This window comes from bacterium, assembly GCA_026398675.1.
Classification (GTDB): Bacteria; RBG-13-66-14; RBG-13-66-14; order RBG-13-66-14; family RBG-13-66-14; genus RBG-13-66-14.
The window spans coordinates 1-4,054 of sequence record JAPLSK010000387.1; the positions used below are offsets into that span (position 1 = coordinate 1).

The 4,054-nt window shown below is 62.7% G+C and carries 4 protein-coding genes; 1 reads left to right on the forward strand and 3 read right to left on the reverse strand.

Annotated features, from left to right (window positions below; all coding sequences use genetic code 11):
• Positions 1-165: 165 nt before the first annotated feature.
• The 3 genes from NTW26_11590 to NTW26_11600 form a co-directional block, all read right to left on the reverse strand.
• Positions 166-693: a hypothetical protein gene (locus NTW26_11590; protein MCX7022889.1), complete on the reverse strand. Its 528-nt coding sequence runs from the start codon at positions 691-693 to the stop codon at positions 166-168.
• A gap of 354 nt (positions 694-1,047) precedes the next feature.
• Complete coding sequence (gene clpX, locus NTW26_11595; GenBank protein MCX7022890.1) at positions 1,048-2,322, reverse strand: ATP-dependent Clp protease ATP-binding subunit ClpX; 1,275 nt, start codon at positions 2,320-2,322, stop codon at positions 1,048-1,050.
• A gap of 100 nt (positions 2,323-2,422) precedes the next feature.
• Complete coding sequence (locus NTW26_11600) at positions 2,423-3,004, reverse strand: ATP-dependent Clp protease proteolytic subunit (protein ID MCX7022891.1); 582 nt, start codon at positions 3,002-3,004, stop codon at positions 2,423-2,425.
• A 312-nt stretch (positions 3,005-3,316) separates the two neighbouring features.
• On the opposite strand from NTW26_11600, the gene NTW26_11605 reads away from it, so the two are divergent.
• The coding region (locus NTW26_11605) for a hypothetical protein (GenBank protein ID MCX7022892.1) at positions 3,317-4,054 on the forward strand (738 nt) is incomplete at its 3' end.

Genomic DNA, 4,054 nt, shown 5'->3' on the forward strand with positions numbered 1-4,054 from the left:
TGGATGGTCGCTGGCGGGATCATTCTGGCTCTGGCACTGTGACTTGCGACCTTTCGAATCGAACGCGTCTCTGGCGATTTAGTACCCGAATTCTTTTTTCGCTGGAATCCATCGCGGGATAGGCTGCTGACAAGTGGGGCGACGGAGCGAGGCATGCCGGGAGTCTCAGACAAGTCGGGGCTGAGCGATCGAGCAGACGCCAGCCCAACGCCCGCCCCAACGTGGACTGCGACACCCGAGGACTTCAATCAGTTTCTGGGGCCTGCTGGTAGCGGTGGAATCGATACGCCAGCGCTCAATCCCGACTGGCAGACGCAACCGCCCGCGCTTTTGTGGAAGCGGCCGATCGGCGCTGGCTGGGGTGCGTTTGCCACCTGTGGCGATCACGCCGTCACGCTGGAGCAGCGGGGAGACAACGAGATTGTGGCTTGTTATTCGCTGCAAAGCGGTGAGCCGGAGTGGAGCGTGGCAGTGCCAACGCGACACGAAACGGTGCTGGGCGGCGTGGAGGCCCAGCTTGGGGTACTTCCGCTTTTCCCGCACCGCCAGGACGAGCTCCTCCCCCAGCCGCCGGGCTCTCGCGAAGAGCGCCTCGCCGTCGTTGGGCCGGGAGTAGACCATGAAGACCCCCGCCAGCTCGCCGACGAGGTCGTACCCCAGCATCTCGCAACAGGTGCCCAGGTAGCGGGCCACCTCCTGCTCCCCCATGCCGGCGGGGGGAATACGGCGGCCTTGACGGCCGAGCTCACGAAACCCTGGGTTTCGTGAGCTCGGCCGTCAAGGCCGCCGTATTCCCCCCGCCGGCATGGGGAGAACCGTTTATCACCAGAAGCCTCACCATCCACCTCCCAGGGGCGTCCAGACGCCCATATCCTACCCGAGCCGGGTCGGGCTGGCAACCCTCCGGAGCATGTCTGTGCCCCCAAAGTAAAAAAAAAGCGGGACGCCGTCCCGCAGCAGAAGGCAAGGGGCGGACCAAGGGGTTTAACCGAGCGAAGCGAGCTATGCCTCTGGCAAAACCCCTTGTCTTACCCCTTGTCTCCCGAGCTACGCCGCCTCGTGGGGTTTGGAGGGCGATTGTTTTTTCTTCCCCCTATTCCCCTCTAACCGCAGCGATTCCTGCACCGGGTTCAACCGCTCGCGGATGATGCGGGGGGTGATTCTCACCTCCTCCACCGGGGCGGGGAGCTCGTAGAAGGCATCGAGCATGACCTCCTCGATGATGGCGCGCAGTCCGCGGGCGCCCACCTTGCGTTCGAGCGCCTCGGCGGCTATTTCCTCGAGCGCCGCGGGGGTGAACGTGAGTCGGACGCCGTCCAGCTCGAAGAGCTTCTGGTACTGCCGGACGAGGGCGTTCCTGGGCTCGGTAAGGATGGCCACGAGCTGGTCCTCGGTGAGCGGCTCCAGTCGGGCCACCACCGGCAGCCGGCCCACCAGCTCCGGGATCAGGCCGAACTTTATCAGGTCCTCGGGCTCGATGCGGGCCCCCCGGATGACCTCCCGACGGTCCTCCTTCGGGGTCTCGGTGAAGCCTAGGATCTGCTGGCCCACCCTCCGGCCCACGATGCCGTCCAGGCCGTCGAACATCCCCCCGCAGATGAAGAGGATGTCCGTGGTGTCCACGTGGATGTACTCCTGCTGGGGGTGCTTGCGCCCGCCCTGGGGCGGAACCGCGGCCTCGGTCCCCTCAATGATTTTCAACAGCGCCTGCTGGACGCCCTCGCCGGAGACATCCCGGGTTATCGAGGGGTTGTCCACCTTGCGTCCGATCTTGTCTATCTCGTCTATGTAGATGATGCCGCGCTTGGCCCGTTCGATGTCGTAGTCGGCCGCCTGCAGGAGCTTCAGCACGATGTTCTCCACGTCCTCGCCCACGTAGCCCGCCTCGGTGAGGGTGGTGGCGTCGGTGAGGGCGAAGGGGACGTCGAGCACCCGGGCCAGGGTCTTCGCCAGGAGCGTCTTGCCGGTCCCGGTGGGGCCGACGAGGAGGATGTTGGACTTCTCCAGCTCCACCTCGGAGGCGTCCAGGGGCTTGCCCAAGTTGTGGGCGATGCGGCGGTAGTGGTTGTACACGGCCACGGCGAGGATTTTCTTCACCCGGTCGTGGCCGATGACGTAATCGTCCAGGCGCGCCCGAATCTCTTTCGGAGTCGGGACATCCTTCAGAGTCTGTTTCAGGTTGACGGGGGTGCGCCGGAGCGCGTCGGCCGAAATCTCGACGCACTCGTTGCAGATGTTGGCGTTGGGCCCCAGGATGAGACGGCCCACCTCGGCCTGCGACCGTCCGCAGAAGCTGCACCGGAGCTCTTTATCCGCATCCATCGGCCGGTTTCTCCCTTTGGGAGGGGAGGGATACCCAAATCCACACTATTACACGAACCCTTCCCTCACGGGAGGGTCGCCTACGGGCCCCGATGCCCTGTCAGATTTCCCGGCGCTGCAGAATCTTGTCCAGCAAGCCGTACTTGACCGCCTCTTCGGCTGGGATGAAGTTGTCCCGGTCCGAGTCGCTCATGATTTTCTTCGTGGTCTGGCCGGTGTGCCGGGCCAGTATCTCTATCAGGCGGGCCTTGAGACGCTGGACCTCTTTGGCGTGAATCTCGATGTCGGACGCCTGGCCCTCGTAGCCGCCCATGGGCTGGTGGATCAAAAGCGTCGAGTTGGGCAGGGCGTAGCGCTTGCCCTTTGTCCCCCCGGCCGCCAGCACCGCCGCCATGCTGGCCGCCTGCCCGATGACGTAAGTGGCCACGTCGGGCCGGATGAACTGCATGGTGTCGTAGATGGCTAGCCCCGAGGTAATGTACCCCCCCGGCGAGTTCACGTAGAGAGAGATGTCTTTGGTGGAGTCGTCCTGCTCCAGGAACAGGAGCTGGGCGATGACCAGGTTGGCCACGTTGTCGTCAATAGGCGTTCCGAGGAAGATTATCCGCTCGCGCAGGAGGCGCGAGTAGATGTCGTAGGCTCGCTCGGTTCGACCAGACTGCTCGATGACGATTGGTATCAGGCTCATCCGACCACCTCGTTCCGAGGGTTTACTAAAGACGCGCTTGCGGAACGATTATAACATCAAACACATGCGCGGTGAGCGGGGTCTATTAACAACAAAACCGCTCTATTTTTTGGTAACAAGGGGCTTAACCGAGCGAACCGAGCTATGCCTCTGGCAAACCCCCTTGTTTTTTACTCCACCCCTTTACCGAACTATTTTATGCTATACTCCTTATGCACCAACACGTATTTCCCACCTCACTATTCATATTGTTAATAACCAGTGTAACTACCCCATTGACCGAAGGATAGCCTTTAAGGAGGCACTATGCGCCCTGTTGCGTTGATTTTGATTCTCGTCGCGGTGAGCGCCTTCGCCCAAGCCCTCCCCCCCGACAGGATCACCGCCGATTACGAGGCGGGGAAACTCACCCGGTACGAGGAACTCCTCTACCTCGTGAAGTACATCCGGGCCTACAACGAGCTGCCGACGGAGTACCAGAACACCGAGGGCGTCGTCATCCCCTCGTACACGCCCTACCTCGTGTACGTGGTGGACAACCTTGGTGAGCTCCCCGCGGCCCAGCAACAGGACATCTCCAGCTACATGTACCGTCCGGGGCAGTCCGGCTACCACCAGTCCAGCCAGTACCCCATCCGCGTCCACTGGTTCCAGAGTGGGCAGGAGGACTACGCCGACAAGGGGCTGGGTTACGCCAACTACTCCTGGCACATCGAGACGGACGCCGACGATTCCGACCGGCTGTGGGCGCCGCCGCCCGACCTGGGCATGGGCGGGAGTGACGACTACGACTTCTACCTGGAGGACATTTCCGGCAACGTGTTGGGCTACTGTTCACCCGAGTTCCCCTACACTCCCACACCCCGTTACGATTACACCTCCTGGATCGCCGTGGACATCAACCTGGACGATAGTAATTATCGCTCCACCGTGTGCCACGAGCTGGCGCACGCCATCCAGGACGGCGCCGACTTCGCCGAGGACCGGATGATGGAGGCGGGCGCAGTCTACCACGAGGACATCGTCTACCCCGGCTCCGGCCAC

Coding starts and splice junctions, on each gene's coding strand:
- clpX (MCX7022890.1), bottom strand. CDS start 2,322: ATGGATGCGGATAAAGAGCTCCGGTGCAGCTTCTGCGGACGGTCGCAG.